The organism is Streptomyces sp. NPDC028308 (genome assembly GCF_055565855.1).
In genome coordinates this window covers 58,783-82,152 of sequence record NZ_JBVHTO010000004.1, presented here as the reverse complement: position 1 = coordinate 82,152, position 23,370 = coordinate 58,783, and the positions used below count along the sequence as shown (strand labels likewise).

Genomic DNA, 23,370 nt, shown 5'->3' with positions numbered 1-23,370 from the left:
GGACCACCGCGGGTCGGCGACGCGCGGCGAGGGCAGGCCTCAGGGGCGGCGGTACAGGGTGATGGAGTGGCCGACCTCCTCCACGGGCCTGCTGGTGGCGATCAGCTCGGCGAGCCGGCCCTTCGCCTTCGCCGCCGCGGAGTCGGAGACCACGAGCAGACCGTGCACGGAGGCCGTGGGCACCTTGCGCGGGTCGGACGCCCGGATCCCGTAGTGGGAGGGCACTCCGCTGCCCTTGTAGACCAGCCAGACCCGCTCGCCCGCGTGCCGGTCGCGGAGCCGGTCGGCGAGCCGTCCCAGGTCCTGGCCCCAGTCGACGTTCGAGTCGTGCAGCCGCAGATGGGTCGCGGAGGGCCCGCCGAACGCCTCGTTGGAGTACGGCAGGTAGTACGGGTACGTCAGCAGCGAGCTCACGGCGGCGAACGCCACGAGGGCCCCCGTCACCAGGCGCGCCCGTCGCCCGCGCCAGAGGGTCACGGAGGCGGCCGCGACCGCGAGGAACACCGGCACGAAGATCGCGTACCGGACGCCCAGGTCACGGGAGCCGAGCATGGCCGCCGCGAGCAGGACCGCCGGACAGGCGAGCACGTACGGGGCCGCGGCCCGCATCCGCGGTACGGCCAGGAGGGCGACGGCACCGGCCGACCAGAGGGCGAGCGCGCCCAGCGGCGTCTTGATCAGCAGTGCCACCGGCAGGTAGTACCAGAGGGACCCACGGTAGTGCCGGCCGAGCAGGAAGCCCTCCCAGGCCGCGTACTCGAAGCCGAACTGGACGCGCATGCCGTCCCGGTACGGCCGCGGGAACGGCAGCAGGTCCGTGACCAGCCCCCGGGTCCCGCGGATGTCCGGTACACCGGCCGGCGCCGACCACCGCAGCCGCGGATCGACGGCGAGGTAGGCGGCCCACACCACGGCCACGACGACCAGCACCACACCGGCCGCCGCCACGACCCCCCGCCCCAGCGGCCGGGCCCGCGGCCTTACGCCGGACCTGCGGTCCCGGTACGCGACGCACACCGACCAGCCCACCAGGCACAGCACCACCGGCACGGCCGCGAGCATGCTCATCCTCGTGGCCACGGCCGCGCCCAGTGCCGCGCCGGCGAACGGCAGGTACAGCGCCGGACGCCGCCGCGCCCGCCACACCAGCCAGACCGAGGTCAGCAGGAAACCGGCGGCCGGCACGTCCAGGGTGGCCAGCGATCCGTGAGCGATGAGGTCGGGCGAGAACGCGTACAGCGTCAGTGCCGCAGATCCGCCCCAGGGACCGGTGAGATCACGGGCGAAGGCGAACACCACCAGCCCGAACAGCAGCGTCAGGACGATCACCGGCAGCCGCGCCCACAGCAGCAGCCGCCCGGGATCGTTGCCCGACTCGTACAGCAGATGCCGGCCCAGTGCCGTCTGGTCACCGGTGAAACCGGGGTCGAGGTGCGGACGGGCGAACACCAGCCCCGAGGCGATGATCAGCTTGCCCAGCGGCGGGTGCTCCGGGTTGTAGCGCAGGCTGTGCTGCTGCGCGTAGACCACGGCGGTGCCCGCGTACACCGGCTCGTCGATGGTCGGCGTCTGCCGTACGGCCGTCGAGACCATCGCGAACGCCATCTGGGCCAGCAGGGCGACCACCACCAGCGGCAGCAGCCATCGCCGCTGCCGTCGCGGCCCGACCCGTCCGGCCGAGGGGGAGTCCCGCACCCCGGCCGGGCCGGTCCGCCCGGCGCCGGGGCCGAGCACCGGCGCCGCGTCCTGTGCCGTCACGCGGGCACCCCGGCGAGCGTTCCGGCCATGCCGCCACTTCCTCTGTCCGCCACGCACGACGACCTCACGGCCCCACCCTTCCGCCCTCCCTTGGTACGCGGCCCCGCCCGGAACGGTTCAACGGCGCGGCCCGCGCCGGGAGATGCCGTCCGACACGCTAGAGCACGGAGGCCACCGGGGTGCGCGCGTCCCGCCGGACGCGGCATGCCGACACCGGCCGGTCCGCCCGCCGCGCCCGCGCAGCCGCCTCATCCGTGCGCCCCCGTCCCGACCGGCCGCGGTCGCCCACCGGCCGACGCGTCGCGTGCCAGAATCGCAACCGTGGATGGGGGGATCCTCGAACGCGAGAAGGAACTCGGCCAACTGGCCGCGGCCGTACGGGAAGCAGCCGACGGCGCGGGTTCGGTGGCGCTCGTCCTCGGCGAGGCCGGAATCGGCAAGTCGAGCCTCGTGCGGGCGCTGCCCGAGGTGCTTCCCGCCCAGGCACGCGTGCTGCTGGGGGAGTGCGACGACCTGGCGACCCGACGTCCCCTCGGCCCCTTCCGCGATCTCCTCGGCAGCGTCGGCGCCCCACTGGCCGACGCGCTCAACGGAGGCGGCGACCGGCACCGCGTCCACGACGCCCTGCGCACGGAACTGACCGGGCCGCCCCGCCCGACCGTGCTCGTCGTCGAGGACGTGCACTGGGCCGACGAGGCGTCGCTCGACGCCCTGCGGTTCCTCGTCCGCCGGGTCGAACGGCTCCCGGCGGTCCTCGTGATGACCTACCGGGACGACGAGCTGGACCGGGAGCACCCGCTGCGCCCCCTGCTCGGCCAGGTGTCCCGGGCGGAGCGGGTGCTGCGGCTGCCGTTGTCCCCGCTGTCCCTGGACGCCGTACGACGGCTGAGCGCGGGTGGCGGTCTCGATCCCGCGCAGGTGTACGAGGTGACGTCCGGCAACCCGTTCTTCGTCGCCGAGGTGATGGCCGCCGGCGCCCTCGGCGAGGTGCCCCCGACGGTGGTGGACGCCGTACTGGCCCGGCTGCGGGCGCTGGACGGGTCCACCCGGGACGCCCTGGAGCACAGGCTCGCGGAGGTCCTGCTGTCCGACGGCGTCTCCGCGCTGGCCGCGGCCGAGCGGCGCGGACTGCTCGTCGTGACCCCCGAACGGGTCGGCTTCCGGCACGAGTTGATCCGCTGCGCCGTCGCGGACTCGCTGCCCGCGACACGCCGCATCGCGCTCAACCGCGACGTGCTGAGCGCTCTCACCGCCCTGCCGGGCACCGACTCCTCACGGATCGTCCACCACGCGGCGCAGGCCGGAGACCTGGAGGCGATCGCCCGCTACGGGCCCGGCGCCGCCCGCGACGCCGCGCAGGCCGGCGCGCACCGGGAGGCGGCCGCCCTGCTGAGGCTCGTCCTGCGGCACGGCGAGCGGTTCGCCCCGGCCGAACGCGCCGAACTGCTGGAGCGGTACGCCGTCGAGAGCTACACCGTCGCGGACTCCCGCTCCGCCGTCCGCGCTCAGCGGGAGGCGGTCGAGCTGCGGCGGTCGCTGGGGGACGCCCGCGCGCTCGGCGCGGCACTGCGGTGGCTCTCGCGGATCCGCTGGTGGGCGGGGCACGCCGAGGAGGCGCGGGAGGCCGCGCAGGAGGCCATCGCCGTACTGGAGGGCGCGGGAGACGAGCGGCTGCTCGCCCTCGCCCTCAGCAACATCTCCCAGCTCCTCATGCTCTCCGACCGCAACGCCCAGGCCGTCGCCTTCGGCGAGCGGGCCGTCGGACTGGCGCGCGGGACCGGGGACAGGGAGATCCTCACGCACGCTCTCAACAACGTGGGTTCCGCGCGCTGGCGGGGCGGAGACCCGCTGGGACGGGCGCAGTTGGAGGAGAGTCTGAAGGTGGCTCTGGCGGCGGGCGAGGTCGAGCACGCCTGCCGGGCCTACGCCAACATCATCTGGACCCTGCTCGAAAACCTCGAACACCGCGAGGCGGACCGCTTCCTGGCACCCGCCATGGAGCTGGCCGACCGGGCGGAGCACCTGGGCTTCCTGAGCTACCTCCAAGTGGAGATGGCCATGCGGCGGTTCGCCGCCGGGGACTGGGAGGACGCCGAACGGTACGCCGAACTCGGTGTGCGGGAGTTCGTCCCCGCCCGCAGTCCCGCCCTGACCGTGCTGGGCCGCGTACGGGTCCGCAGCGGCCGCGCCGGTGCGCGCGAACTGCTCGGCCGGGCCTGGGAGATCGCGGTGCGCAGCAGCGAGCTCCAGCGCACCGGACCGGTCGCCGCCGCCCTCGCCGAGGCGGCCTGGCTCGACGGCGACCACGGCGCGGTGGCGGCGGTGGCGGGCCCGGTGTTCGCGCAGGCCCGCCGCCTGGACGCGGTGTCCCACCGCGCCGAACTCGGCTACTGGCTCACCCGGGCGGGGTGCCCGGTCCCCGCGGACGGCTCGGAGCACCCGTACGCGCTCCAGGCAGCCGGCCAGTGGCAGGCCGCGGCCACGGCCTGGCAGGAGGCCGGCTGCCCGTACGAGCGGGCGGCGGCGCTCGCCGAGAGCCCCGAACCCGACGACAAGCTCACCGCGCTCGCCGCCCTGGACGCGCTGGGCGGCCGGCCGTTGGCCCGCTTGATCCGTGCACAGCTGCGGGACCTCGGCATCCGGCGCATCCCGCGAGGGCCGCTCACCACGACCCGGGGGAACCCGGCCGGTCTCACCGAGCGCCAGCTCCAGGTGATGCGACTGCTCGCCCGCGGGCTGACCAACCCGGAGATCGCCGATCGGTTGGTGCTGTCCGTGCGGACCGTCGACAACCACGTCGCCGCGGTGCTCGACAAACTCGGTGTGCACACCCGGCGCCAGGCGGCGGAACGCGCGCGGGAACTGGGCGTGCTGCCCGCGCGCGAAACGTAGGTAGCCGCCGCGTCGAGCTGAGTGACCGGCACGCATGTCCACGGGACGGACACGGGACTAGAAAGTTGAACCGTAAGCGAGAGCGGGTCGCGGGGAACCCGGACACGGGAGGGTCCTCGAACACGGCCCCAGACACGGGGGATCTCATGGACAGGACGCCCGCACAGACGGCGCGCGCACAACTGACAGCCTTCCAAGGGCAGTTGATCGGACCGGAGGACTCCGGCTACGAGGACGCCCGGACCGTCTACAACGCCATGATCGACAAGCGCCCCGCCCTGGTGGCGCGCTGCACAGGCCCCGAGGATGTGGCCCTGGCCATCGGCTTCGCCCGCGAACGACGGCTGCCGCTCGCGGTCCGCGGCGGCGGACACCACGGGGCCGGACTGGGCACCTGCGACGGCGGCCTGGTCGTCGACCTCTCCCCGCTCAAGGACATCCACGTGGACCCCGAAGCCCGCACCGTGCGCGTCGGCGGCGGCTGCCTGTGGGGCGAGGTCGACCGCGCCACCCACGAGCACGGCCTCGCCACGCCCAGCGGCATCATCTCCACGACCGGCGTCGGCGGACTCACCCTGGGCGGAGGGCTCGGCCACCTCACCCGCAAGTGCGGGCTGACCGTGGACAACCTGCTCGCGGCCGACCTGGTGCTGGCGAGCGGGGAGCGGGTGCGCGCCAGTGCCGAGGAGAATTCCGACCTGTACTGGGCGATCCGCGGAGGTGGCGGCAACTTCGGCGTCGTCACCTCGTTCCTCTTCCGGCTGCACGAGGTGAGCACGGTCGTCGCGGGACCGACGTTCTGGCCGGTCGAGCTCGGCGCCGAAGTCCTCGCCGCCTACCGCGACTTCATCCCGCACGCGCCCCGCGACCTGAACGGCTTCTTCCTCTACGGCTCGGTCCCGCCGGGGCCGCCGTTCCCCGAGGAGATCCAACTGCGCAAGGTCTGCGGCGTGGTGTGGTGCTTCGCCGGGGACGACACGGACGCGGCCGCAGGGGCGATGGCACCCCTCCTGGACGCGCTCCCCGAGCCCTTGGTCCACGGCGTCGCGCCCATGCCCCATCCCGCGATCCAGTCCGCCTTCGACGGGATCTACCCGCCCGGGGACCAGTGGTACTGGCGGGCCGACTTCGTCGACGACATCCCCGCCGAGGCGATCGACCTGCACGCCAAGTTCGGTGCCGAACTGCCCAGCTGGAAATCGACGATGCACCTGTACCCGGTCGACGGCGCCGTCCACGACCACGCCCCGACCGACACCGCCTGGAGCTATCGCGACGTGCGCTGGGCCTCCGTCTACGCGGGCGTCGACCCCGACCCCGCCAACGCCGGCCCCATCCGGCAGTGGACGGTGGACTACTTCGAGGCGCTGCACCCGTTCTCCGCCGGCGGGGCGTACGTCAACATGATGATGGACGAGGGCCAGGACCGGGTCCGCGCCGGCTACCGGGACAACTACGCCCGGCTGGCGCGCATCAAGGCCGACCGTGACCCGTACAACCTGTTCCGCGTCAACCAGAACATCCGTCCCGCCTAGAGGGGCCGTCCGGGGCACCCCGGGTCCGCGGTGCCCCGGACGACACCCCTGACCGACCGGGCCCTGCCCATCGTCCGCCGGCTCGTCGCCGCCCACGGCGGACGACGGCTGACGGGCCGGGGTCTATTCCCGGCGACAGGGGTGGCGTTCACACCAGGACCGGCGGTCCTGCTTCCCGCCGGGACCTGGCTGCCGGGCCCGCACGGGCGCAGTGTGGCTTCATGAACACCACCACCACACCCGCACCGGTCAGGAGCCGCGTGACACCCCTGCGGACGCTGCTGGGAGGCACCTACGTCCCCCGCACCGACCGCACGCGCCGCCGACGCCCGGCTCACCGGAACACGTTGTCCGACTCCTCCCAGATCGAGGGATCGCCCCGCATGTACTCCCGCGGGGTCCTCGACGACGTCTGATACATCGCGTCGATCTCCGCGGCGAAGCGGTTGACGATCGCGTCTCGGCGCAGCTTCATCGACGGCGTGAGCAGGCCGTTGGCCAGGTCGAAGGGCTCCGGCAGGACCCGGAAGACGCGGATGGACTCCGAGCGGGACACCGTGCTGTTGGCCGCGGCGACGGCACGTCTGACCTCCTCCCGCAGCTCGTTCTCCTCGCGCACCTCCCGGCCCGGCGTCTCCCCCTGAAGGGAGCGGGCCGTGCGCCAGTGCGCGAGGAAGGCGGGGTCGAGGGTGATCAGGGCGCCCACGCAGGGGCGGTTGTCGCCCACGACCACGGCCTGGTGGATCAACGGGTGGACGCGCAGCCGCTCTTCGAGGAGCGCGGGCGCCACGCTCTTGCCGCCGCTCGTGATGACGATGTCCTTCTTGCGGCCCGTGATGGTCAGATATCCCTCGGAGTCGAGTCTGCCGATGTCCCCGGTCGCGAGCCAGTCGTCCAGGAACGAGGCGGCCGTGGCCTGCGGGTCGTTGACGTACCCCTGGAACACCGAGGGCCCCCGGACGAAGATCTCCCCGTCGTCGGCGACATGGATGTCCGTGCCCGGCAGCGGACGCCCCACCGTGCCGGACTTCTCCCGGCCCACGGGCTGCGCCGTGATCCCGCCGCTGGTCTCGGTGAGGCCGTACCCGTCGTGGACGAAGATCCCGATTCCCGCGTAGAACAGGGCGAGTTCGCGGTTGAGGGGGGAACCGCCCGACACGGCGCCGCAGACCCGGCCGCCGAGCGCCGCGCGCAGTTTCCGGTACACGGCCTTCTCGTAGAAGGCGTGTTGCAGGCGCAGATCGAAGCCGGGCGCGGGACCTGTCCCCAGCCGGTGCCGCTCGGCGACCATGGCGAAGTCCTTCGCGGTGCGCACCGCCCGTTCGAACAGGGCCCCGTGACCCGCCTGTTGAGCCGTCCGCAGGAAGTTCTTGTAGATCTTCTCGAAGACGAACGGCACGGCGTACAGGTAGGTGGGCTGGAAGGACCGCAGAGCGGCGGAGAGCGCGTCCTCGCTCAGGTCGGGTTCGTGACCCAGCAGCAATCCGCCGCGTATGCACAGACCCTGGATCATCAGGCCGTACACGTGGGAGAAGGGCAGGAAGGCGAGCACGGCCGGCTGCTCTCCCGGCGGCGCCGCGGTGTGGCCCCAGCCCGCCAGCAGCGTGTCGCAGGGGCTCGCCAGGCCGCGGTGGGTCAGCGCGCACCCCTTGGGCTGCCCCGTCGTGCCGGAGGTGTAGGCGACGACCGCGGTCGAGTCGGGCGGCACGATCCGCCGCAAGGCGTCCACGGCCATCGGCGGTATGGAACGTCCCCGCTCGGTGAGATCGGCCAGCGCCCCGGCGTCCAACTGCCATACGTGGCGCAGCCGGGGGAGTGAGGCGCACGCCGAGCCGACCGTCATGACGCCCTCCTCGTCCTCGACGACCACCGCGACGCACTGCGCGTCCCCGAGGATCCACGAGACCTGGTCGTGCGACGACGTGGGGTAGATCGGCACGATCTCGGCGCCCAGGCACCACAGGGCGTGGCTGAGCACGGTCCACTCGTAGCGGGTACGCGCCATGATGGCCACGCGGTCGCCGGGGGAGATGCCGGAGGCGATGAGTCCCCGGGCCGCGCCGACGACCTCGTCCCGCAGTTGAGCGGCGGTGACCGGTGTCCAGGACGCCGAGGAGGAGTTCGTGCGGCGTGCGGCCTGCCGGAGCCCGGGATCACGGAGCGCCGTGTCGAAGAGGCTGTCGGCCAGTCCTCCCTGCATGGGTGCCGTGACCGCAGGGGGGTGTTCGAACTCGTGCATGCGCCGCTCCGCAATTCTCCGCGACGTGACCTCACCGAGAGGCGCTGGGTCGAGGATCTCGAATGTAGCCCACAGCGACGACCACTGTGCTGGGAATGACGGACCGGTGCCGCACTGATCGCCGGACGACGCCGTGACGGCCGGCCCGTCCCGGCCGCGGGTCAGCCCGTCTTGGTGGCGAGGACGCGGTGCAGGGCGGTCTTCAGGTCGGCCACGAACGCGTCGCTGGTCCGGTCGTCGAGGAGGCCGAGGGACAGGTACGGGTTGAGGTCCTCCAGCTCGACCAGGAGGAGCTCCCCGTCCGGGGCACGGCAGGCGTCGACGCGCTGGATGCCGTGGTCGAGGGTGTTCCACTCGACGAAGAGCCGGGCGAACTCCAGGTCGGCGGGGGTGGGTTCGTACCTCTCGAGTTCCCAGCGCCGGTCGGGCCGGGGCGCGTACAGGGCGTACTGAAACGAGCCGTCGACGAAGTAGAACGACACCTCGTACCGGAACGGGACGCGGGGCTGGACGAGGACGCCGTCCAGGGAGAGGTCCGCCAGCCGGTCGCGGGGCACGAACCGCAGGCCGATGGAGTCCGCGCCGGCCTTCGGCTTGACGACGTACTCGTCGACCTCGGGCAGCCGGCCGAGGTCCCGCAGCCGGTCGACGGTGGGGATGACGGGAAGGCCCTGCGCGGTGAGGTCCAGGAGGTACTGCTTGCCGGCCATGTCGGCCCGGCCCGTCAGCTGGTTGTAGACGAGCGTCCCGCGCTCGGCGGCCGCGGCACGGAAGGCGTCGTAGGCCTCCTGGTGGTGCAGCACGGGCCCGCTGTTGCGGACCACGACCAGGTCGAAGGCGTCCATCAGCGTGACCGTGTCGAGGGGGTGGCACAGGGCGACGTCGAAGTCCTCGCGCAACCGGGAGGTGAGGAAGATGTCCTCGTCGCAGTACCGCCGCCCGCCGGCCTGGTAGGCGAGGTCGGTGACGAACAGGACGCGGTGCTGAGCGGTCGGCATGTCTCTCCCGGAGTGCGAGGGCGCTCCCGCACGCTATCCCGGCCCAGCGCCGCCGCCGGACGGGGGTTGTCAGTGCCGTCCGCTACCTTTCGGATCATGGGGAACTGGGGAGGGTCCGTGGCGGCCCGTACGGATGGTGACCTGCGCGATCTCATGGAGGCGGCGGGTTTCGACGAGGTGGAGGACGCGGAGGTCCTGGAGGACGGCTGGCAGGTGGCCGACTTCGCCGACGCTCCGGAGCGGTCGCTGGCCGCCCTCGTCGGCAGGACCGGGACACCGGCGCTGATGGTGTCCTTCATGGACAGTGACGTGGGTCTGGTGAAGGGGGTCACTCCCGAGGGGCACGGCTGGGAGGGCCTGCTGGACCGCGAGACGGCGGAGAGCTACGAGATACCGCTGGAGGAGTTCCCCGTCGAGCGGGCGGTGGAGGGCGCGCTGGCCTGGTCGGCCGCGGCCGGACTGACGGCCGACGCGGCCGTCGTCGAACAGGCGCTGACGGAGTCGACCCTGTTCGCCGAGGAACTCGCCTCGCTCCTGTACGCGGGCCTGGGCATCCCGGGAGCGGAGTCACCCGCCTCCGACGAGGACGACGCGTAGCAGCCGACCGATCCGAGGCCCGCGTGAGTGGGGCGGGCCGGTCCCGTCCGGGTGGTGTGCCACGTCGAGCTGTTCGGCGTGAACGCCCCAGGGAAGTCGCTCAGTTGTCCACCGGTGGCGCCGATCTCCTCGGCGAAGAGACCGAGATGGTTGGCGCAGCTGAGCATCTTGTCGAAGGCGTACCGGGCCGGTCCGACGCAGTGGGGCCCGGGAGACGCCTGACGTTCGGCGGGCGACCAGCCCGGCGCCGGCACGGCCGAAAAGCACGGCCCGTGTGATTGGCCGGAGATCGCTCTGGCTGCCCGGGGCGGGCGTCCATACGATACGGACGCCCCGCCTTCACAGCTCCTTCACAATGGCGGGTGATGCACAGGCACGTCTTTGGCATGTGCATGACGCACGTGTCGCTCCATCCGATCCCGCACCTGGTCCCGCGACGGCCCTCCGCGCACGCGGAGCGCCGCACCCCCCTGATTCCGGCGGACACATCCCGTGCCGCCGGAGAACCGACGCAACGGATTGGACCGATATGGCTGGTGGGCTGTTCCTGAGCGGCGCGATCGCCGCTCTCTTCGCCACCGCGATCCCCGTCACCGACCCGTCCTCCGGGTTCACCGACCCGCCCCCGGACAAGATCGTCATCAAGGTCGCCACGGTGAACGGCTCCGGCTGTCCGCAGGGCACCGCGGCCGTCGCCGTCTCCCCGGACAACACCGCCTTCACCGTGACCTACAGCGACTACCTCGCCCAGGTCGGGGGCAGCTCCGACCCCACCGCGTTCCGCAAGAACTGCCAGCTGAACCTGATCGTCCACGTGCCGCAGGGCTTCACCTACGCCGTCGCCAGCGCGGACTACCGCGGCTTCGCCGCACTCCAGTCGGGTGCCACCAGCACCGAGAAGGCGTCCTACTACTTCCAGGGGTCCTCCAACACGGCCGCGATCACCCATCCCTTCCGCGGCCCCTACAACGACAACTGGCAGGCCACCGACACCACGGACTGGGCCCAACTGGTCTGGGCGCCCTGCGGAGTGCAGCGGAACTTCAACATCAACACCGAACTCCGCGTCAACGCGGGCACGTCCGCGCCCGGCAGCACCAGCTTCATGACCATGGACTCCACCGACGGCGACATCAGCACCGTCTACCACCTGGCCTGGAAGGAGTGTCCCGGCAGGTGACCCCCGCCGTCCACCGGCTCCCGCGCACCGGAGCCGGTGGACGCGCGGCCCCGGACCGGCCGAATACCGCTCCCCGGGATTCCTCTCTTGGAGGGAACGGATCCGGATTCCGAGTCCGTCCGGGTTTGGAGCCGCATTCCGTGGTGAGCCGTAGTGGTAGATCGCATTGTCGAAGCAGTAAGGATGTGAACTGCGGTGTCCGAGAACCAGAAGGCCGAAGCCAAGACCGAGCAGGCCAAGGGCAAGGCCAAGGAGGCCGTCGGGCGCGTGACGGGCAACGAGCGGATGGTCGCCGAGGGCAAGGCGGACCAGACCAAGGGCGATGCCCGGCAGGCCAAGGAAAAGGCCAAGGACGCATTCCGGCACTGAGGATCACTGCATCCTTCGGGCCCGCCGCACGTTCTTGTGGCGGGCCCGCCTTTTTCCGGGGGAAATGCGCAGGCCGGCGGTCGACTCGACGCCCGGCCGCACCGTACTCGAAGGAATTCCCGCCCTCGCGCGCCGGCCGACCGAACGGGGCCGTTTCCAGCGGGCAGGGCCAGAAACAGAGTTCAGACCACGAGGCTTGAGGAGCGAAGGATGTGCGGGGAACACGGGACGCACTCCACCGACACGGCGGCCGTTGCCGGCCGACCGCGCTCGTGCGGACCGAGCAGTCCGGCCGAGGCACGCCAGGCCGTCAGGGACGCCCTCGAAGGACGTTTCCAGGGCCAAGACCCCCGAGGTGACGACGACGCCGTCGGTGACGCGCTGCTCGTGGCCTCGGAACTCACCAGCAACGCCATCCTGCACGGCGGCGGCGTCACCGACTTCGAAGTGACGCTGGTCGACCACGCCGTACAGGTGTCCGTGAGCGACGGCAGCGACCAGGTGCCCGAGACGAAGCAACGCGTGGACGAACAGGGCCGGATGCGCGTCGGGGGCCATGGATGGCCGATCATCTGCCGGCTCGCCCGCGACATCGTCGTCTCCAGTCTGCGCCCGAGCGGCAAACGCATCACCGCGATCGTGCCGCTCGCCTTCGCCTGAGCGCGGGACCCCGCCCCGTCCGGAAATCGCCGGACGGGGCCGATCGCCGGATGCGGTGAAATCCGCGGTCCGCGGAGCGCCGTTCCCGACTCGACCTGCCTGGACCGTCATTCGGTGGCGGTCCTCGGCGTATGCGCGGATGAACCCGGGGGAATGCGGAGCCCCTCGCCCGAGCCGACGGGTACGGGAATAGTCCGGGCCTCAAGCAGTTCGCTCCGGAGCGTTCTGCGCCCAACTCGCCTGCCCGGCGGAGCGCCTCACACACCCGTTCCCGTGAATTCGCGGGAGTGACTCTGCGTGTACGCGCATTTTCGGCCGAGGCCGGGTGCCCCGGGATCACGGGGCGCTGAAGGTGCGAACACGTCTGTTTGATCGCAGGATGGCAGGGCAACCGAATTTCGTGCTTCGGACCGGAGGCGCGCCAGCGGGAGTGGTATGCCGCCTCGGCCGTCCCTCGGGGACCGGCGGCGCCGTACTCCCGCGGTCATCACCAGACAGCACCGTGGAGGAGCGATACCGCATGCTCACCGATGTATCCACCTGCCGTTCCGCCGACCCCGCCCGCAGCGGCTCTGCCGCCAGGCGGTCGCATGACGATGCCCCGGACACGGCGTCGGCTTTCGCCCGGCTGGCCGAGCTGAGTGAGGGGCACGAGCGCGACATCATCCGGGACGAACTCGTCGAGGCCTGGCTGCCGATGGCGCATCGCATCGCCGGCCGCTTCCGCGACCGGGGGGAGTCGATCGAGGACCTGCGGCAGGTCGCGGCCCTCGGCCTGGTCAAGGCCATCGACCGCTTCGACCCCTCGCGCGGCGCCTTCGAGAGCTACGCCGTGCCGACCATCACCGGTGAGATCAAGCGTCACTTCCGCGACCGCATGTGGGCGTTGAGGGTTCCGCGCCGCGTGCAGGAACTGCGGAACAAGGTGCGGGTCGCACGACGCGAACTCACCCAGAACCCGGGCTCCCCCGAGCCCTCGATCGCCGACATCGCCGCCCACTGCGGTCTGACCGAGGAAGAGACCGCTGACGGCATGGAGGCGCTGGAGAGCTACAGCACGCTCTCCCTCGACGCCGAGATGCCCTCCGGGGACGACGGGTACAGCCTCGCCGACACCCTCGGCGCCGCCGACTCCTCCTTCGACACCGTGGTGGACCGCGAGGCCGCGAAGAAGGGTCTGAGCCGTCTGCCCGAACGCGAACGCGCCATCCTCTACATGCGGTTCTTCGAGGACATGACCCAGAACCGCATCGCGGACCGGCTCGGCATCTCGCAGATGCACGTCTCCCGGCTCATCAGCAGCAGTTGTGCCCGCGTCCGGGCCGAGGCGCTCGCGGACGAGACGCAGCGCCCCGGCCCCGCGGGACCATCCGCTACCGACTGACCGTTCCACCACCCTCTCCGCACGTGCGCTCCCGCCCCGCCCGGCCGCGACAGGCCGGACCGCCGCCCTGTGACCAAGGAGTACGACCATGCTGATGCCCCACCCTGAGACGCTGCGCAAGCTCGTGGAGGAGTACGAGGCGCTCGCCGACCAGGAAGCCGCGGACGCCGTGGGAAGGCCCGGCCAGCGCGCCCAGGACCTGGCCTACACCCTCTGCGTGTCGACCGGGACCCGTGACGTGCGGCGGGCCCTCGCCGCGGCCCGGCAGCAGCTCGCGGCGACCGCCACCCCCGTGTCGCCCGCCCCGCAGCGCACCCTCGGCCGTACGACGGTCGGGCGCCGCGTCATCACGAACGGCAGGCCGCTCGGCCTCGGCGTCGGTGTCCCGGACGCCGAGACGCCGGTCATGAGCGACTGACACCGGGCGAGGAGCGCACAACGGCTGACCGGCCGCACCCCGAGGGGTGCGGCCGGTCAGTGGCGTGTGGGACCCGGCGGCGCGGACACCGCAGTGCCCGCGCCGGCCCGTCAGCTCTCGACGATGCCCCGGACGTGCTCCAGGGAGCCGCAGTCCGCCTCCAGTTGACGCTCCCGCTCCTTGAGGAAGGCCGCGCCCAGTTCCTCCCGGCGCTCCATGGCGACGTTCTCGCGGGCGCCGTTGAGGATGGTCCGCTCCTCCTCGTCGGCGTGGTGCGTGACGGCCTCGACGAGCTTCTCGAGCTTCTCGTCCCACTCGTCGGAGCCGACCTCGTCGACCTCCAGGAGCGCGAGCAACGCCTCGTTGCCCTCCTCGTGTTCCGACTCGCCGTGCTCGACCTCTTCGTCGTCGATGTTCTTGTAGCGCTTGAGGGCCGGATAGACCTCGCGCTCCTCCGCGACGGCGTGCGCGATCAGCAGCCCGGCGAATTCCTTGAGCGCGCTCGCCCTGTCGGCCTCGACACTGCGCATGGCACGGAAGAGATCCTCCATCCTCCGGTGATCCTCGAGAATGAGTTCGACGACATCCTGCGTTGCAGACACGGCGGTACACGCCTTTCCTTGAAAGAGATCGGTCCACTCAGGCGCATACCCCGGTACGCCCCGACCACCACGGTGATTTTGCGGCGCCGGAGTGAAAAAAGCGTTTCCGCGAGGACAGCCGCGCACCAGGAGGAACGTTGCCGGGCCTAGGAAAAGACGTGGGCGCCGCGGGGAGCGGGCGCGACGAGACGGAGGAGGAGAGGGCCGACCGGAAATGGGGCGAGCTCATCCAGGAGATCCGGGTCGCCCAGACCGGCGTGCAGATCCTCTTCGGCTTTCTGCTCACCGTCGTCTTCACTCCGCGCTACGCACAGCTGCGTGACACCGACCAGACGATCTACATCGTCACCGTCGTGCTGGGCGCCGCCGCCACCGGCGCGCTGATCGGCCCGGTGTCCATGCACCGGCTCGTCTCCGGGAGCCGGGTGAAGCCGCAGATGGTCCAGTGGGCCTCCCGGCTGACCTTCGCCGGGCTGATCCTGCTGCTCGCGACCATGACGTCCTCGCTCCTGCTGATCCTGCGGGTGGCCACGCACGACAGCTACGTGCCCTGGCTGGTCGCCGGGATCGTCGCCTGGTACCTGTTCTGCTGGTTCGTCCTGCCGGTGTGGGCACGTCACCACCACACGGCCGCCCTCCCGGCAAACCGGGACACGCCGGCCCGGTAGGTTCCCGCCCTCGGGCCGGACCGATCCGGCCGTATCGCGCGTTCAACGACGCCGACGGGGCACTGGACCACGAGCGCCCGCCGATCCCAGGCGCGGCGACTGGTCCGATCCGGTCGGCCGACCGGACCTTTCGAGAGGAGTACAGGGTGGACGACTCCCTGTGGAACTACACGCCCACCAGCGGCCACACGCCCGACGACGACCTGACGGGGTACGCGGTCGAGGCCGAGGACGGCCACATCGGCAAGGTCGACAAGCACTCCAACGACGTCGTCGCCCAGTACATCGTGGTCGACACCGGCGTGTGGATCTTCGGCAAGCAGGTGATGCTGCCCGCCGGCACGATCAAGGACATCGACCACAAGGCCCGGAAGATCCTCGTGTCCCGCACCAAGGACGAGATCAAGGCGTCTCCCGAGTTCGACAAGGAGAAGCACCTGGGCGACCCCGCCTACCGCGACCAGCTGGGCGGGCACTACGGCTCCGGTCACTGACGGCCGTCCGCGCGGCCGACGCCCTCACCGCCTGCCCGTACGCCGGGGTCAGGCGGTGAGGGCGTGCTGCGGGGCACTCGTCACGGACGGTGTGCTCCGCTCCGTGGCTCTGACGGGATACGTCGTCTTCGAGGGGTCCACCACCGGGTCGCCGAGCACCAGCCGGCCGGCGGCGTGCAGCGCGTCGCACTCGTCCGTCGGGAGCGCGACGTAGCAGCCGCCGCGCCGGGCGGCCGAGGAGACGGGCTGCCAGTAGCCGTAGCGGCGGCGGCCGTTGGCGTGCACGGTGAGGCAGACGGAGAGCCGCTGCTCCGTGATCAGACGCAACACCTCGGCACCGCCCGCACTGAGCGGGGTGTGAGGGCGGGGGACGGCCCGGAGCGGCGTCACCCGGCCCTGGTCACGGCCCACGGACCCGGGAGAACGGTGGAGGGCGAGCGTCATGTGGAGGCAGCCTTTCGACGGACGTGGTTCGATCGCGTACCGCCGGAGCGGTGACGTTCTCGCTGCCCGGCATTGTTGCGGAGACCACTGACAACGCGGGCAGGGCAGGGCTGCGGAACTCTGCCTGTCAGCCGGATGCTCACTTTCCCGGGTTCCACACCTACCCCGGCCGCCTCGCGCACGACGGCACCCGGGCCCGTCCGCTCACCAGGGCAGGAAGGCGTGCACGTCCTTGCCGTCGGGGCGCACCACCACGCTGACCTGGTCGGAGAGCGCGTGGACGAGGTGCCAGCCGATGCCGCCGCCGCCCTCACGAGGATGGAAGGGGCGCGGGGCCGGCTTCGTCGTGCTGGTGTCGCGCAGGGTGACGTGGACGCCGTCGAACGTCCGGCGCATCCGCAGCTCGAAGGGGCCCGGAGCGTACTGGATCGAGTTCGCCGCGAGCTCCGTCACCACGAGGAGGATGTCGTCCCAGTGCTCAGGAGTGCTGGGCGGTGCCGTGCGGGCGAGCGCGGTCAGGAAGCCCTCCGCCGTCAGGCGCGCGTCGGTGACGTTGCGCAACTGTCCGGCGAAGGAGCTGCTGAGGATGTCGATGTGCTCGCGTGACAGGTTCTCGTCCCCACTCGGTCTTCTTGCCATGTCGCCTTCCCGGAAATCGGCACCGGGACTCCTGCTTCTTCCGACGGGTCGGAGCGCGGGGTCGTCCGCGCCGGCGGGCGACGGTCCCGGGCTCTCGGGCTGCGTCACGTGCCCTCCACTCCTCGCCGGACCGCTCCGCGCACGGACGCGCCCGGCGTGGCTGATCAGGCCGCGGCCGCCCTGGCCCGGCGGGTCGCCGTACGCCTGCGCAGCGCGCGCCGCTCGTCCTCGCTCGTGCTGCCCCACACGCCCTGGGTCTGCTCGGAGTCCAGCGCCCACTCCAGGCACGCGTCCTGGACCGGGCAGCCCCGGCAGACGGCCTTGGCTTCCTGGATCTGCAGCAGGGCAGGGCCGGTGTTGCCTATGGGGAAGAAGAGATCGGGGTCGGCGGTGCGGCATGCCGCGGACTCGCGCCAGTCGTCCATGAGGGCCTCCTGTCATCGTGGTCGTCGGTCGGATCGGTGCTTGGGTCGCCGTCCGGGTCACCCCTGATCGCCCATGTGAAACGGAAGGGGCGCTGCGGGTTCGGTTCCGCAGACGGACGACGTGCACGGCGCACGGCGTACCGTTGCCGCTGTCGGCACGCAGGCCGGGGGGTTCCGACCCGGCGCGAGGGGGCCCCGATGGTGGCAAGATGGAATCGCCAGGTGTGCGCCAGTTCCCCATCGGTGAGGCAGGTGGACATGTCGCAGGAACCCGGCGAGGTCTGGGAGCAGTTCGCCGTCGGTCTGGCGGACATGGCCCGCGACCTGTTGGCGCAGGAGTCGGTCCAGGACACGCTGGACCGGGTGGTCGAGCACGCGACCGTGCTGATCAGGGGATGCGACGAGGCGGGCATTCTCACCGTGCGGCGAGGAGAGGTCCACGCCCTGGCGGCGACGGACGACGTGGTGCGCGTGGCGGACCGGATCCAGCAGGACCTGCGGGAGGGGCCCTGCTTCGACGCGGTCGCCGACCGCCAGCCGGTCTACGCCATCGAGGACCTGCGTCAGCCGCACGAGCGCTGGTCCCGCTTCGCCCCTGAGCTGAGGAAGCTGGGCATGGGCAGCATGATGGGCTTCCTCCTGTTCACCGAGGACGACTCCCTGGGCGCCCTCAATCTCTACTCGCGGCGGTCCTACACCTTCGACGAGACGGCGCAGCGCGCGGGCTGGATCCTCGCCTCGCACGCGGCGGTGGCGTTCTCGGCGGCCCGGACGCACGCGCAGCTCAGTCACGCTCTGGAGACCCGGCACGAGATCGGGGAGGCCATGGGCATCCTGATGGGCCGCTACGGGCTGAGCGAGGAGACCGCGTTCAAGGTCCTGAAGAAGGCCTCCCAGGACCACAACATCAAACTCCGTGAGATCGCCCGGCAGATCTGCGAGACCGGCGACAAACCTGACAGCCCGTTGGAATAGGCGGAGTTCTGCCGGGCACCCGAACGGTCGGTAAACGAAGAAGCGCCTGAATTCCTCGGGTGCTGTCGCCAACTGCACCGACAGCGGGAGAATCTGATGACGAGTTATGGCAGTTCCTCTGCCGCGTCCTCCGGATCGCGCACGAACGGTCTGGCCATCGCGAGCCTTGTGTGCGGAATCGTAGGACTCTTCTTCCTGAACATCGTTCTCGGTCCCCTTGCCATTGTGTTCGGTGTGATCGGAATGCGTCAGGCCGGGGTCAAGGGCGGCGGCGGAATGGCGAAGGCCGGTGTCGTTCTCGGAATCGTGGACCTGGTCATCTTCGCGGTTCTCCTGGCGGTGGCCGCGTCGAACGGCGGCTTCACCTGGTACGTGGGCAGCTGACCGGCCGACGACGGACGTCACGGAGGGGCCCCACCGGAACCGATCCGGTGGGGCCCCTCGTCGTCGCGTGCGCCGGGGCCCTCAGGTGGTGAGGTGGCAGAGCAGGAGACAGACGTCGTCGTCCCGCTCGGAGTCGTACAGCATCGGGTCCAGGATCCGGTCGGCCGTGCCTTCCAGATCCTGGTCGAGGTCGCGGACCCGCTGGGTGGCGAGGGCCCGCGCCAGCCGCTCGATCCCGGGATCGATGCCCTGAGCCCGCCGTTCGACCAGCCCGTCGGTGTAGAGCGCGAGGGTCGAACCGGGAGCGAGCCGTGTCGTGTGGTCGCGGATGTCCTGGTCGAGCGGGATGCCGAGCATGGCGCCGGGCCTGGCGTCCAGTATCCGCACCTCGCCTTCGGGGGTGCGCAGGACGGGGGGCGGGTGCCCGGCGGCGGCCCAGGTGACGGTGGGCTCGTCCGGCCGGAAGCGGGCGATGACCGCGGTCGCGTACAGGTCGGGCTGGAGGTGGTGCAGGAACATGTGCAGTCGGGTCAGGAGCTGGCCGGGGGAGCCGCCGTCGACGGCGTAGGCCCGCAGCGCGGTGCGCAGTTGGCTCATCATGACGGCGGCGTGCAGACCGTGCCCGGTGACGTCGCCGACGACGGTGACCAGGCTGCCGTCGGGCTGGCGGAAGGCGTCGTACCAGTCGCCGCCGATGTTCAGGCCGTGGGTGGCGGGCAGGTAGCGCGCGGCCAGGCGCAGGCCCGGTGTGCTCGGCAGCTCGGTGAGCAGGGCACGCTGGAGGGTCTCGGCGATGTCGCGGTTGTGCTCGAAGCGCTGGGCGTTGTCGATCGCGATGCTCGCCCGGCGGGCCAGTTCGACGAGCATGACGGCGTCGTCGGCGTCCCACCGCGCTTCGGGAGGCGTGAGCGTGACCACGCCGAGCGGGGAGTGGCGCGTCGGCAGCGGGATGCACAGCAGCGGCTGCGTGGGGTGCAGGGCCGACGGCGGGTGGTCGTCGACGCCGGACAGGCCCCCCGGATGGTCTGCGGCGTACTGAGGGCGTCCTGTGCGGGCGGCGGCCACGGCGGCCGCCGGTCGGGGGCTCGGTCTGCCGGCTTCGTCCTGGTCGCTGAAGAGCCACACGTCGACGCTGCGGGCGTAGGCGGGCACCAGCAGCTGGGGCAGACGCCGCAGGATCTCCTCGTGGTTGAGGGACGCGGTGAGGGCGGCGCTCGCGTCGGCGAGGAACGTCAGCCTGCGGCGCGCGTGCTCGGCCTCCCTGCGGGCCTCGCGCTCGGCGGTGAACAGCTCGCGCTGGGCGCGTCCGGCCGCGTCGAGTTCGGCGTGCAGGGCGAGGACGCCCTGGTTCGTCTGGTGCAGTTCCTCCCGGTGGAAGGCGACCAGCTCCTCCTGCTCGGCGAGGTTCTCCAGGACGATCGACGTGTCCTCGTCCGCGCTTAGCAGCGCGTCGGCGAGGCTCGTCCCCTCGAACGGCGCCTGGTCCGCCGCCGGTTGGTGCCCGCCGGGCAGTTCCGCGCTCGCCTGCCAGGCCGGCTGCTGCGGGACGGAACCGGCGCCCTCGTGCGAGCGTACGCTCGCCGTGATGCGGCCGGGCCGTCCGTCCTGCCCGGGCGCACCGGTGCGTACGTCGAGCCGCCAGGTCCCGCCCTTGGTGAGGCACTGGCGCAGCTGCGCGCCGAGAGCGGTGACCAGCCGGGTGCGTTCCAGGGTGGAGACGCCGTGGGCGGCCACGATACGGGCGGTGTCGATGCGCGCCCGGGCGGCGTCGGCGACCGTGGTGATCTGCCAGGTATGGGTCATGGTTCGCGATCCGGCGGGACAGGCGTCAGCACCGCCACGGTCGTGTCGTCCCGCACGGGCCTCGCGGCGCTGCTGGAGTCACGCACGATGACGGCGGCCGTGACGGCGGGGTCGAGGGAGTCGAGGGGGACGGCGGGCGGGGGAGACCAGCGGCTGGGCAGGCCGTCGCTGTGCAGGATGAGCAGGCTGTCGGCCGTCCAGGGCAGCCGCTGGCCGGGCAGCCGGGCCGGGTGGTGGGCGCCGACTATGCCGGGGTGGGACAGCAGCGGCTGCCAGCCGCCGCCGGAGCGCAGCCGTGCCCCGACGTTGCCGACCCCGGCGAAGTCCAGGGTGCGCGCGTCGAGGTCGAGCCGGGCCACGGCGACGGCGGCTCCCCGGGTGCGGCGGAGCGCGGTGTGCAGCCGGCCGAGCAGTTCCACCGGGGGCAGGTGCGGCCGGTGGCGCAGTTCATCCAGGGCGGCGCCGGACGCCTCGGCCGCCGCCTCGCCGTGCCCGAGGCCGTCGGCCAGCAGGAGCGTCACGTGGTCTCCGGCGCGCACGCAGGCCCACGCGTCACCCGAGTGCTCGGCGGCGGCCAGGGGGATGTTGACGCCGCCCGCCCGCACCCGCTCGTCCGCGCCCTGGGCGTCCCGCCCGCTCCGGTCCCCGCGGACGGCGCGGATCCGGGCCAGGGCGACGGTGCCGCGGCCGGGCGTGCTCTGGAGGTCGAAGTCGTCGGCGACGCGCCGGCAGGTGCCCAGTCCGGCCCCGAGCGAGGAGGCCGTGGAGTAACCGTCGCTCAGGGCGGAGGGGAGGTCCGTGATGCCCGGGCCGTGGTCGATCGCCAGGATCTGCACGGCCCGGCCCCCGCCGTCGGGCGTGAGTCCGGCGTCCACGGTGTCGATCAGGACCTGTCCGCCCCCGGCGTGCTTGAGCAGGTTGGTGGCGAGTTCGGTCGCGACGAGCGCGGCCGCGGCCGTACGGTCCTTGTCGAGCCCCGCGTGGTCCGCGGCTCTCTCGGCGGCCACCCGGGCGTCCCGTACCCGCGTGGAGTCGTGGACCGGCACATCCCAGACGCGCGTCATGGACTCTCCTCACGCTGATGCGGCGGGACGGCCGACCAGCTGATCACGGTGACGGCGGTGCCCGCGCCCGGGCGGCTGTCGATGGTGAACTCGTGCACCAGCCGCCGTGCGCCGCCGAGTCCGAGGCCCAGCCCGCCGCCGGAGGTGTAGCCGTCTCTCAGCGCGCGCTCGACGTCGGCGATGCCGGGCCCCTCGTCGCGGAAGGCGAGGCGCAGGCCGCGCGCGAGACCGTTCTCCAGGACGGTGGACTCGACCTCGCCGCCCCCGCCGTGCACCAGGGTGTTGCGGGCGAGCTCGCTCGCCGCCGTGACCAGCTTCGTCTGCTCCACCAGTCCGAAACCGAGCTCGGCCGCCGACTGGCGCACGTGCTGGCGCACCCACGCGAGGTCCATGTCCGAGCGGATCGGCAGACGGGCGGTGACGCAGCCGGAGGTTTCCGTCACGGGGTCTCCTGGCGTCCGGGGCTGTGCGGGGGAGGGGGCGGCGAGGTCAGCATCCGCATGGCCTCCTCGGCGTCCAGCGCGGTGCGCAGGCCGGGCAGGGTCAGGCCGAGTTCGACCAGCGTGATCGCGACGGCGGGCCGCATCCCGGCCACCACCGTCCGCGCGGCCAGCAGCCTGGCGGTGGCCGCGATCTCCGCGAGCACCCGGCCGAGGAAGGAGTCGACCATCTCGACGCCGGAGATGTCGATCACGACGCCGCTGACGGAGCTGCCGACGACGGCCTCGCCGATGTCGTGCTTCAGCTGCTCGGCGGCCGAGTCCTGCAGGTCGCCCTGGAGCGTGACGAGCAGGACGTCGCCGAGCTTCAGGACCGGCACGGCGGCGCTGGAGAGGCCGATGGGTCCGCCCCTCACCGGGCGCTCGCAACGGTGCGTTCCTGGTCGACGACGACGATGCCCTGCTGGTGCAGGGCGTACTCCAGGGCGTCGGCGAGGCTCGCGCGGGTGACCACCGACCCCAGGTCGATGCCGAGGTGGACGATGGTCTGGGCGATGGCGGGCCGGATGCCGGAGACGACGCATTCCGCTCCCATCAGGCGTGCGGCCGCCACGGTCTTCATCAGGTGCTGGGCCACCAGCGAGTCGACGGTCGGCACGCCGGTGATGTCCAGGATCGCGAAGCGGGCCTGCTGGGTGACGACGGCTTCGAGCAGGCTCTCCATCACCACCTGGCTGCGGGCGCTGTCGAGGGTGCCGATCAGAGGGACGGCGACGACGCCGTTCCAGAGCTTGATGACGGGGGTGGCGACCTCGAGGAGCTGGAGCCGCTGACGGTCGATCAGCTCCTGGCCGGCGGTGAGCGTGGTCTCCAGGACGACCAGCCGCAGGGTTCCGAGCAGCGCGGTGAGGGTGACCGCGCACTCCTCGGCGTGCCCCTCGCCGGCACCGACGGGCTCCGCTCTGAGCAGTTCGGTCACGGAGGGCCGCAGGGCGGCGACCTCCTGGGCGATCTGGGCGGACGTGGCACCCGAACGCGCGCGGGAGGCGGCCATGCGCCTCAGCTGTTCGCGCACCGTGCTGAAACCGGCGGCCGCCAGGTCCTCGACCTGGTCCGCGAGGGCGACCGCCGCCAAGGCCTCGACCACGGCCCTGCCCGCTTCCACCGCCTCGTCCCGGGAGACCGTGAACACGGTGCGGAACAGGGACTCGTCGGCCCAGCGCTGCGCGATCTGCTCGCGACGGCGATGCAGGAAGTCCCCGACGTCCTGCGCCGGTGCACCTCGGTGTGCCGCCTCGTGGTCCGCCACGTGCTCGTCTCCTTCGTCGTACGGTGACCGGCCCGGGGAGCATGCCGGAGGGCGCGGTCTGTTGTCGTGCGACAACTGTAGTCACGCCGCGCG

Annotated in this window: 24 protein-coding genes; 12 read left to right on the top strand and 12 right to left on the bottom strand. The window is 72.1% G+C overall.

Annotated elements, in window-relative coordinates:
* Window positions 1–39: 39 nt before the first annotated feature.
* On the bottom strand, window positions 40–1,758 hold the full coding sequence (locus tag ACZ4VA_RS10590; protein WP_468080821.1) for a phospholipid carrier-dependent glycosyltransferase: 1,719 nt from the start codon (window positions 1,756–1,758) through the stop codon (window positions 40–42).
* 321 nt (window positions 1,759–2,079) lie between these two features.
* Between ACZ4VA_RS10590 and ACZ4VA_RS10585 the strand changes: the two genes are divergently transcribed.
* Together ACZ4VA_RS10585 and ACZ4VA_RS10580 are read left to right on the top strand one after the other, a co-directional pair.
* The gene (locus ACZ4VA_RS10585) at window positions 2,080–4,650 is read left to right on the top strand and encodes an ATP-binding protein (protein ID WP_468080819.1); all 2,571 of its coding nucleotides are present in this window, start codon (window positions 2,080–2,082) and stop codon (window positions 4,648–4,650) included.
* 146 nt (window positions 4,651–4,796) lie between these two features.
* A complete protein-coding gene (locus tag ACZ4VA_RS10580; RefSeq protein ID WP_468080817.1) occupies window positions 4,797–6,185 on the top strand; it encodes an FAD-binding oxidoreductase in 1,389 nt (462 codons plus the stop codon).
* Between the two features lie 334 nt (window positions 6,186–6,519).
* Here the strand turns inward: ACZ4VA_RS10580 and ACZ4VA_RS10575 are convergent, their stop codons facing one another.
* Window positions 6,520–8,424: an AMP-dependent synthetase/ligase gene (locus ACZ4VA_RS10575; protein WP_468080815.1), complete on the bottom strand. Its 1,905-nt coding sequence runs from the start codon at window positions 8,422–8,424 to the stop codon at window positions 6,520–6,522.
* Window positions 8,425–8,585: 161 nt separating this feature from the next.
* Window positions 8,586–9,422, bottom strand: a complete 837-nt coding sequence (locus tag ACZ4VA_RS10570) for a hypothetical protein (RefSeq protein ID WP_468080813.1) — start codon at window positions 9,420–9,422, stop codon at window positions 8,586–8,588.
* 96 nt (window positions 9,423–9,518) lie between these two features.
* On the opposite strand from ACZ4VA_RS10570, the gene ACZ4VA_RS10565 reads away from it, so the two are divergent.
* From ACZ4VA_RS10565 to ACZ4VA_RS10540, 6 genes are all read left to right on the top strand, one after another.
* Complete coding sequence (locus ACZ4VA_RS10565; protein ID WP_356244012.1) at window positions 9,519–10,019, top strand: hypothetical protein; 501 nt, start codon at window positions 9,519–9,521, stop codon at window positions 10,017–10,019.
* Between the two features lie 529 nt (window positions 10,020–10,548).
* Window positions 10,549–11,199: a DUF4360 domain-containing protein gene (locus ACZ4VA_RS10560; RefSeq protein WP_355786514.1), complete on the top strand. Its 651-nt coding sequence runs from the start codon at window positions 10,549–10,551 to the stop codon at window positions 11,197–11,199.
* Between the two features lie 195 nt (window positions 11,200–11,394).
* The gene (locus ACZ4VA_RS10555; protein ID WP_355786516.1) at window positions 11,395–11,568 is read left to right on the top strand and encodes a CsbD family protein; all 174 of its coding nucleotides are present in this window, start codon (window positions 11,395–11,397) and stop codon (window positions 11,566–11,568) included.
* Between the two features lie 210 nt (window positions 11,569–11,778).
* Entirely contained in the window at window positions 11,779–12,228 is a 450-nt protein-coding gene (locus ACZ4VA_RS10550; protein WP_355786519.1) for an ATP-binding protein, read from the top strand.
* A gap of 520 nt (window positions 12,229–12,748) precedes the next feature.
* On the top strand, window positions 12,749–13,612 hold the full coding sequence (locus ACZ4VA_RS10545; protein ID WP_468080810.1) for a SigB/SigF/SigG family RNA polymerase sigma factor: 864 nt from the start codon (window positions 12,749–12,751) through the stop codon (window positions 13,610–13,612).
* Window positions 13,613–13,700: 88 nt separating this feature from the next.
* Window positions 13,701–14,030, top strand: coding sequence for a DUF5133 domain-containing protein (locus ACZ4VA_RS10540; RefSeq protein ID WP_356175240.1), 330 nt, complete (start codon window positions 13,701–13,703; stop codon window positions 14,028–14,030).
* Between the two features lie 110 nt (window positions 14,031–14,140).
* Here the strand turns inward: ACZ4VA_RS10540 and ACZ4VA_RS10535 are convergent, their stop codons facing one another.
* Window positions 14,141–14,632: a hemerythrin domain-containing protein gene (locus ACZ4VA_RS10535; protein ID WP_468080808.1), complete on the bottom strand. Its 492-nt coding sequence runs from the start codon at window positions 14,630–14,632 to the stop codon at window positions 14,141–14,143.
* A gap of 158 nt (window positions 14,633–14,790) precedes the next feature.
* Between ACZ4VA_RS10535 and ACZ4VA_RS10530 the strand changes: the two genes are divergently transcribed.
* The gene (locus tag ACZ4VA_RS10530) at window positions 14,791–15,300 is read left to right on the top strand and encodes a DUF6328 family protein (protein ID WP_356175244.1); all 510 of its coding nucleotides are present in this window, start codon (window positions 14,791–14,793) and stop codon (window positions 15,298–15,300) included.
* Between the two features lie 146 nt (window positions 15,301–15,446).
* On the top strand, window positions 15,447–15,794 hold the full coding sequence (locus ACZ4VA_RS10525; protein ID WP_356175246.1) for a PRC-barrel domain containing protein: 348 nt from the start codon (window positions 15,447–15,449) through the stop codon (window positions 15,792–15,794).
* A 48-nt stretch (window positions 15,795–15,842) separates the two neighbouring features.
* Here ACZ4VA_RS10525 and ACZ4VA_RS10520 read toward each other — a convergent pair whose 3' ends face one another.
* The 3 genes from ACZ4VA_RS10520 to ACZ4VA_RS10510 form a co-directional block, all read right to left on the bottom strand.
* Window positions 15,843–16,238 carry a hypothetical protein gene (locus ACZ4VA_RS10520; RefSeq protein WP_468080805.1) on the bottom strand — a complete coding sequence of 132 codons (396 nt, stop codon included), beginning with the start codon at window positions 16,236–16,238 and terminating at the stop codon, window positions 15,843–15,845.
* Window positions 16,239–16,442: 204 nt separating this feature from the next.
* A complete protein-coding gene (locus tag ACZ4VA_RS10515) occupies window positions 16,443–16,877 on the bottom strand; it encodes an ATP-binding protein (protein ID WP_355783116.1) in 435 nt (144 codons plus the stop codon).
* Between the two features lie 164 nt (window positions 16,878–17,041).
* Complete coding sequence (locus tag ACZ4VA_RS10510) at window positions 17,042–17,302, bottom strand: WhiB family transcriptional regulator (RefSeq protein WP_468080803.1); 261 nt, start codon at window positions 17,300–17,302, stop codon at window positions 17,042–17,044.
* Between the two features lie 258 nt (window positions 17,303–17,560).
* Between ACZ4VA_RS10510 and ACZ4VA_RS10505 the strand changes: the two genes are divergently transcribed.
* Window positions 17,561–18,277: a GAF and ANTAR domain-containing protein gene (locus ACZ4VA_RS10505; RefSeq protein ID WP_402373836.1), complete on the top strand. Its 717-nt coding sequence runs from the start codon at window positions 17,561–17,563 to the stop codon at window positions 18,275–18,277.
* Between the two features lie 96 nt (window positions 18,278–18,373).
* Window positions 18,374–18,661 (top strand): DUF4190 domain-containing protein, encoded by a 288-nt coding sequence (locus ACZ4VA_RS10500; protein ID WP_389389386.1) that lies wholly within the window; start codon window positions 18,374–18,376, stop codon window positions 18,659–18,661.
* An 81-nt stretch (window positions 18,662–18,742) separates the two neighbouring features.
* On the opposite strand, the gene ACZ4VA_RS10495 is transcribed toward ACZ4VA_RS10500, so the two are convergent.
* The 5 genes from ACZ4VA_RS10495 to ACZ4VA_RS10475 are packed head-to-tail and all read right to left on the bottom strand — an operon-like array spanning window position 18,743 to window position 23,277.
* Window positions 18,743–20,464, bottom strand: coding sequence for a PP2C family protein-serine/threonine phosphatase (locus tag ACZ4VA_RS10495; RefSeq protein WP_468080800.1), 1,722 nt, complete (start codon window positions 20,462–20,464; stop codon window positions 18,743–18,745).
* A complete protein-coding gene (locus tag ACZ4VA_RS10490; RefSeq protein WP_468080798.1) occupies window positions 20,461–21,528 on the bottom strand; it encodes an ATP-binding protein in 1,068 nt (355 codons plus the stop codon). The genes ACZ4VA_RS10495 and ACZ4VA_RS10490 overlap by 4 nt, the downstream gene beginning before the upstream one ends.
* On the bottom strand, window positions 21,525–21,920 hold the full coding sequence (locus tag ACZ4VA_RS10485; protein ID WP_355789707.1) for an anti-sigma regulatory factor: 396 nt from the start codon (window positions 21,918–21,920) through the stop codon (window positions 21,525–21,527). Before ACZ4VA_RS10485 ends, ACZ4VA_RS10490 begins: the two co-directional genes overlap by 4 nt.
* A 47-nt stretch (window positions 21,921–21,967) precedes the next feature.
* Window positions 21,968–22,384, bottom strand: coding sequence for an STAS domain-containing protein (locus tag ACZ4VA_RS10480; protein ID WP_468080796.1), 417 nt, complete (start codon window positions 22,382–22,384; stop codon window positions 21,968–21,970).
* On the bottom strand, window positions 22,381–23,277 hold the full coding sequence (locus ACZ4VA_RS10475) for an STAS domain-containing protein (protein WP_356175267.1): 897 nt from the start codon (window positions 23,275–23,277) through the stop codon (window positions 22,381–22,383). The genes ACZ4VA_RS10480 and ACZ4VA_RS10475 overlap by 4 nt, the downstream gene beginning before the upstream one ends.
* Window positions 23,278–23,370: the final 93 nt, after the last annotated feature.

Excerpts from the sequence above, each read along its gene's own strand:
- ACZ4VA_RS10580 (WP_468080817.1), top strand. The coding sequence starts at position 4,797 with ATGGACAGGACGCCCGCACAGACGGCGCGCGCACAACTGACAGCCTTC.
- ACZ4VA_RS10575 (WP_468080815.1), bottom strand. The coding sequence starts at position 8,424 with ATGCACGAGTTCGAACACCCCCCTGCGGTCACGGCACCCATGCAGGGA.
- ACZ4VA_RS10570 (WP_468080813.1), bottom strand. The coding sequence starts at position 9,422 with ATGCCGACCGCTCAGCACCGCGTCCTGTTCGTCACCGACCTCGCCTAC.
- ACZ4VA_RS10565 (WP_356244012.1), top strand. The coding sequence starts at position 9,519 with ATGGGGAACTGGGGAGGGTCCGTGGCGGCCCGTACGGATGGTGACCTG.
- ACZ4VA_RS10560 (WP_355786514.1), top strand. The coding sequence starts at position 10,549 with ATGGCTGGTGGGCTGTTCCTGAGCGGCGCGATCGCCGCTCTCTTCGCC.
- ACZ4VA_RS10550 (WP_355786519.1), top strand. The coding sequence starts at position 11,779 with ATGTGCGGGGAACACGGGACGCACTCCACCGACACGGCGGCCGTTGCC.
- ACZ4VA_RS10545 (WP_468080810.1), top strand. The coding sequence starts at position 12,749 with ATGCTCACCGATGTATCCACCTGCCGTTCCGCCGACCCCGCCCGCAGC.
- ACZ4VA_RS10540 (WP_356175240.1), top strand. The coding sequence starts at position 13,701 with ATGCTGATGCCCCACCCTGAGACGCTGCGCAAGCTCGTGGAGGAGTAC.
- ACZ4VA_RS10520 (WP_468080805.1), bottom strand. The coding sequence starts at position 16,238 with ATGACGCTCGCCCTCCACCGTTCTCCCGGGTCCGTGGGCCGTGACCAG.
- ACZ4VA_RS10515 (WP_355783116.1), bottom strand. The coding sequence starts at position 16,877 with ATGGCAAGAAGACCGAGTGGGGACGAGAACCTGTCACGCGAGCACATC.
- ACZ4VA_RS10510 (WP_468080803.1), bottom strand. The coding sequence starts at position 17,302 with ATGGACGACTGGCGCGAGTCCGCGGCATGCCGCACCGCCGACCCCGAT.
- ACZ4VA_RS10505 (WP_402373836.1), top strand. The coding sequence starts at position 17,561 with ATGTCGCAGGAACCCGGCGAGGTCTGGGAGCAGTTCGCCGTCGGTCTG.
- ACZ4VA_RS10500 (WP_389389386.1), top strand. The coding sequence starts at position 18,374 with ATGACGAGTTATGGCAGTTCCTCTGCCGCGTCCTCCGGATCGCGCACG.
- ACZ4VA_RS10495 (WP_468080800.1), bottom strand. The coding sequence starts at position 20,464 with ATGACCCATACCTGGCAGATCACCACGGTCGCCGACGCCGCCCGGGCG.
- ACZ4VA_RS10490 (WP_468080798.1), bottom strand. The coding sequence starts at position 21,528 with ATGACGCGCGTCTGGGATGTGCCGGTCCACGACTCCACGCGGGTACGG.
- ACZ4VA_RS10485 (WP_355789707.1), bottom strand. The coding sequence starts at position 21,920 with ATGGACCTCGCGTGGGTGCGCCAGCACGTGCGCCAGTCGGCGGCCGAG.